The organism is uncultured Chryseobacterium sp. (assembly GCF_913776365.1).
In the GTDB taxonomy this organism is placed as follows: Bacteria; Bacteroidota; Bacteroidia; order Flavobacteriales; family Weeksellaceae; genus Chryseobacterium.
The window spans coordinates 1-5,264 of record NZ_CAJYMO010000306.1 but is presented as its reverse complement, the minus strand read 5'-3'; the positions used below and the strand labels follow the sequence as shown (position 1 = coordinate 5,264).

The following is a 5,264-nucleotide window of genomic DNA, read 5'->3' as shown; positions in this document are numbered from 1 at the left end:
CCCGAATTTTCTTTCGTCAAGGTCCCTGGTTTCATTCAACCTGTCGATCTCCCTTCCCAGCAGCAGCTCATCGGCATGAATATAGCCGGGATCCTGTTTTTTACCCTCTGCGATCAGCGGATTACCGGTGGTTGGCAGTGGCAGAGACTGTTGCTGGGCTATAGTATTCAGAACCTCAGCTTGCTCTGCTTCCTTTCCATGGTTATCTGGTTGCCGGTCAGCATCCATTACCGCTATAGGTATTCCAGGAACAATATCATCCATCCTACTGCTTTTCTGAACAGTTAGTACAAGATGCGGTTCTTTAGCCGTTTCAGTATTTTCCTGCGGGCTTCTCTGATCCGGCAAACTGATTCTTGCCTGATTTGCCGTGTCCTTGTGAATCTTTGTTACCGCAAGCGCATCCGCTTTGTTCTGAACTGAGCCGGCACTATTCAGGTAGATTAATGACCCAACAGAAAATATCAGGAATAAGGCTGCCGCATAGGAACACCATTTCAGGAACTGTTTCTGAGATCGCTCAGGCTGCCCGTCCAGTTTTTCTTCCAGCTGACTCCAAAGGTCTCCGGAAGGCCTTACTTCACGCTTTTCATAAGCGGACTTCCATTTATTCAGCGTACTGTTTTTCATTTTTTTTTTGTTTTAGGAATGCGGTGATCCATTTTTTTGCCTTATTCAGCTGGCTTTTGCTGGTACCTTCGGAAATGTTAAGTATATCCGCAATTTCCTGGTGCTTTTTATCTTCGAATACATACAGGTTAAATACCAGCCTGTAACCATCCGGCATTTCTGAAAAGATTTCTTCCATATCAATCTCCGGGATCTCTTGTTCCCATACTTCCTCCGCATTACCTATTTCGTCCATCTCTTTGTCCGTATACAGGATATTTTTGTTCCTACGGATAAAAGTAATGGAATTGTTTACGACTATTTTTCTCAGCCAGAACGGAAAACTTTTCCAATCCCTGCAGTCATTGATCTTTGAGAAACAGGTAAAGAAAGAATGCATTAGAATGTCTTCCGCATCCTGTATGTTGTTTACGTAAGAATTCGCTACGGCCAGCATCTTCGGCGAAAGGAGGTCGAAAAGAGCTTTCTGCCCCTTCCGGTCCTGCTTTTTTGCCTGTTTAAAATGCTCTTCAAGGTTCTTCATGTATCAGTATCTGATGATAAGACGGAATTTTTTTAAAAAGGTTGCCCCCGAAACAAAAAAATTGCACTTTTTTCCAAAGTGCAATATAATATTTTAAAATAATGATAGATCAATTGTTAAAACATATAACTGATCAATGCTTTACATCAGAGAGGACTGCCGGATTGTGTTTATGCCTGAACAGCACCGCAAAAAGGACGGCAAGGATAAGTGCGTAAACGGCAAATGAAAGCCAGATATTGTGCCAGTCTTTCACCATGACGGCTGATGACAAGGTTCCGTCAGGATTTACTGCAGCATTGAAACTTTTCCGGAGAATTTCCAGGAAGGTAGCGTTATCGGGAGTGGTTTCCAGATAAGCAGACAGTGATGAAACGGTGGTAAATTGATGCGTGAAAAATTTATCGATCGCCCATCCCGCAGCGTAGCTTCCGAATACCGCTCCGAATCCGTTGGTCATCATCATAAACAGGCCCTGTGCTGAAGAACGTATTTTTTTATCGGTTGTGGTTTCCACGAACAGTGATCCAGAAATATTGAAAAAGTCGAATGCCATCCCATAAACGATGCATGAGAGGATGATCAGCCCCAGGCCGAACCCTTCAGGCACACCGTATGCGAAAAAACCGAACCTCAGCACCCAGGCGATCATGGACATCAGCATTACTTTTTTAATACCGAATCTTTTAAGAAAGAAAGGAATTGCCAGAATGAACAGCGTCTCAGAAACCTGGGAGATCGACATAATGATGGTAGAACGTTGTACCACGAATGAGTCTGCATATTTGGGGAAATGCTCGAATTCACTTAAGAAAACATCTCCGTAAGCATTCGTCAGCTGAAGGGCTGCTCCCAAGAGCATCGAAAATAACAGGAAAAGAGCTGTTTTATAGTCTTTGAACAGCTTAAAGGCATTCAGTCCCAGCTGCTCGGCGAGCGGTGCATTTTTGTCAATCAGTTTCTGCGGCGGGCATTTTGGTAAGGTCAGAGCATAAATCCCGAGGAAAACAGCTACTGCACCGGCAATATAAAACTGGCCTTCGCTTGCTTTATTTCCGGTAAGATTGGTAATCCACATTGCAACAATAAACCCGATGGTTCCCCAAACCCTGATCGGCGGGAAATCTTTCACCACGTCCAGTTCACTGTTTTTAAGGATGGTATAGGAAATGGAATTGGCCAGTGCGATGGTTGGCATGTAGAAGCACATGGCCAGAAGCATGATATAGAACACAGAATCCGGATCTGCAGAGTGCGGCAGGATGAAGAGCACAATTCCATAAAGGATGTGCAATACGGAAAAAATTCTTTCAGCATTCACCCAACGGTCGGCGATAATCCCGGTAATCGTGGGCATAAAAATCGAAGCAATTCCCATCGTCCCGAAAACAGCCCCGAACTGCGCGCCATCCCAGTGTTTTGTCCCGAACCAGAAGTTAGCAATGGTAATCAGCCATGCCCCCCAAACGAAAAACTGAAGGAAACTGAGAACGGTAAGTCGTAATTTTAAATTCATAATGAATGGTAGCTATGCTCTTTAATCGATTTTCTTTTTCCTCCTTTTGATTTCTTCCTGAATCTCAAGTGCCGTATCGAAATCCTCTTCTTTTACCGCTTCCTCCAGCAGCTTCTGCAGCTCTTCCATAGAAACGGATCTCAGGTTATCTTCAGTCTGTACCGTTTCGGAGAACGTTTCCTCTTCCCTGGCAGCATCTTCCAGTTCCAGGAGAATTCCTGCTTCATTCAGCACCTGCTGAGTAGTGAAAATGGGCGCATCAAACCGGACAGCCATGGCAACTGCATCGGAAGTTCTGGCATCCAGAATAAGATCCTCCCCGGTCTGCCTGCTTCTGAAATTGATATTGGAGAAAAATACACCGTCAACAATCTGATAAATGATAACGGAAACCATCTCATACTGCGCAGAAACAATAAATTTAGCAAAAAGGTCATGCGTAAGAGGACGGGGCGGATGAATGTCTTTCTCCAGACCAAGAGAAATGGATTGTGCCTCGAAATTTCCTATGACAACAGGTAATTTTATATGTGTTTCTTCATGTTCCAATAACAAAGCGTACGCCCCGGATTGGGTCTGGCTGTACGATATTCCGCGAATAATTAGCTGTTTATAATCCATGGCTACAAATATAGATTAATTTTCATTTTTCTTTCAACTTTTTAGGCAAAAATAAAAGCCCGGAAAGGGCTTTTATGATTGAATGGTGATGATCGGTACATGGTGAATTTTATTTCATAAGTCAATTTTGCTTTGCAAGTGAATTTTGAATTTAAAACAATTATTAAAACTGACAGGCGGAGCAAACTGACCAATCCCCATTGACTTTTCCTATGCTTTCAGGGCTTTGATTTTCTCCGTCAAGGCAGGTACGATCTGGAAAGCATCTCCTACAACCCCGTAATCGGCTGATTTATAGAAAGGCGATTCAGGATCACTGTTGATCACTACAATGGTTTTTGAGGAATTCACACCGGCAAGATGCTGTATGGCTCCTGAAATCCCAACTGCAATGTAAAGATTAGGGGCAATGGCTTTACCGGTCTGCCCAACGTGTTCCGTATGAGGCCTCCATCCTATATCGGACACCGGCTTTGAACAGGCAGTCGCTGCGCCCAGCACCTGGGCAAGATCTTCAATCATTCCCCAGTTCTCAGGACCTTTCATCCCTCTTCCTGCAGAGACTACGATTTCCGCCTCTTTAAGATCCAGTTTTCCGGAACTCTGTTCATGGGAAATTACTTTCGTATCTTCATTGGCAACGGAAAGTTCCTTTACTTCTTCGGAACCGGAAACTGCATTTTCTTTGACACCGAAAGCATTCTGGGAAACGGTGATAATTACTCCCGTTCCTTCTGCTTTAGCGGTCATAAAGCCCTTCCCGGAGAAAGCCCTTCTTTTTACCTGAACCGGTGACAGGCTTTCCGGTGCTTCCAGCACATTGGTGATCAGGGAATACCCGTTCATTACTGCCAGCATCGGCGCTACCGAAGAAGCATCCGTTGTATGCGGGAAAACGATGATGTTCCCGTCTGCCACTTCTTTCACCGCCTGCGCGTAAGCTTTAGCTGAAAAGCTCTTCAGCCCTTCATCTTTGATGTTGATAACCTTGGATGCTCCATATTTGTACAACAAATCTGAGGAGTCCGTTGGGTTTACAGAAACTGCCGTTACCGTATCTCCTGCCTGGTCTGCTACCGCTTTGGCATAGGAAACCGCTTCAAAAGCTGCTTTTTTGTAAACTCCGTTTATATTTTCTGCGTATACGAATACTGCCATGATTTTATATTTAAGATTTAAAGTTCAAAATTCAAGGTTGGTTTTTCTGAATTTTAAATGTCGAATTTAGAATAATTAAATAACTTTTGCTTCTTCGTGAAGTAATCTTACCAATTCGTCCAGGTTATCCGGGGAAACCATCTTTACGGAAGCCCTGGGAGGTACGCTGTCATAAGATACTCCCTGAACCTTAACTTCTGAGGAAGACGGCTCCACCACCTGCAAAGGCTTTGTTCTGGCCGACATAATTCCTCTCATATTCGGGATAATAAGATCCTTTTCATCCACAAGGCCTTTCTGTCCTGCGATGACAGCAGGTAATTTTACGGAGATCGTTTCTTTTCCGCCTTCAATTTCTCTTACTGCCGTTGCTTCATTTCCGTTGACCTCCAATCCTACAGAGGCATTCACAAAAGGCTGGTTCAGAAGCTGGGCGAGCATTCCCGGAACGGAACCACCGTTATAGTCGAGGGATTCCTTACCGCAAAGAATCAGGTCATATCCTGCATTCTGTGCTACGGCAGCAATTTCCTTGGCAGCAGAATAGCTGTCCTTAGGATCCAGATTTACTCTGATCGCGTCGTTTGCTCCTATTGCCAGTGCTTTCCTGATTACAGGCTCTGTAACAGCCTCTCCTACATTGATTACCGTTACCGTAGCCCCCGACTCCTGCAGCTTGATGGCTTTGGTAAGTGCAAATTCATCGAGCGGATTGATGACCCACTGAATCCCGTTTTTGTCGAAAGCAGATTTATCTGCTGTAAAGTTAATTTTGGAAGTAGTATCAGGTACACTACTGATACAAACTAATATTTT

At 44.2% G+C, this 5,264-nt stretch carries 6 protein-coding genes; all 6 read right to left on the bottom strand.

Features of this window, described 5'->3' with window-relative positions; translation table 11 throughout:
* Nucleotides 1-630: hypothetical protein (locus tag QZ735_RS15880; RefSeq protein ID WP_294250358.1), on the bottom strand; the 630-nt coding region annotated here is incomplete at its 3' end.
* The gene (locus QZ735_RS15875; RefSeq protein ID WP_294250355.1) at nt 608-1,153 is read right to left on the bottom strand and encodes a sigma-70 family RNA polymerase sigma factor; all 546 of its coding nucleotides are present in this window, start codon (nt 1,151-1,153) and stop codon (nt 608-610) included. The genes QZ735_RS15880 and QZ735_RS15875, both read right to left, overlap by 23 nt.
* A gap of 133 nt (nt 1,154-1,286) precedes the next feature.
* Nucleotides 1,287-2,669: a nucleoside permease gene (locus QZ735_RS15870; RefSeq protein ID WP_294250351.1), complete on the bottom strand. Its 1,383-nt coding sequence runs from the start codon at nt 2,667-2,669 to the stop codon at nt 1,287-1,289.
* A 21-nt stretch (nt 2,670-2,690) separates the two neighbouring features.
* Complete coding sequence (locus tag QZ735_RS15865; protein WP_294250349.1) at nt 2,691-3,290, bottom strand: bifunctional nuclease family protein; 600 nt, start codon at nt 3,288-3,290, stop codon at nt 2,691-2,693.
* Between the two features lie 210 nt (nt 3,291-3,500).
* Nucleotides 3,501-4,448: an electron transfer flavoprotein subunit alpha/FixB family protein gene (locus tag QZ735_RS15860; protein ID WP_294250347.1), complete on the bottom strand. Its 948-nt coding sequence runs from the start codon at nt 4,446-4,448 to the stop codon at nt 3,501-3,503.
* 75 nt (nt 4,449-4,523) lie between these two features.
* Nucleotides 4,524-5,264 (bottom strand): electron transfer flavoprotein subunit beta/FixA family protein (locus QZ735_RS15855; RefSeq protein ID WP_294250344.1); only part of this gene is annotated, 741 nt, incomplete at its 5' end.

Bases quoted from the DNA above. Each gene is read 5' to 3' on its own strand.
- QZ735_RS15860 (WP_294250347.1), bottom strand. From the start codon at position 4,448: ATGGCAGTATTCGTATACGCAGAAAATATAAACGGAGTTTACAAAAAA.
- QZ735_RS15870 (WP_294250351.1), bottom strand. From the start codon at position 2,669: ATGAATTTAAAATTACGACTTACCGTTCTCAGTTTCCTTCAGTTTTTC.
- QZ735_RS15865 (WP_294250349.1), bottom strand. From the start codon at position 3,290: ATGGATTATAAACAGCTAATTATTCGCGGAATATCGTACAGCCAGACC.
- QZ735_RS15875 (WP_294250355.1), bottom strand. From the start codon at position 1,153: ATGAAGAACCTTGAAGAGCATTTTAAACAGGCAAAAAAGCAGGACCGG.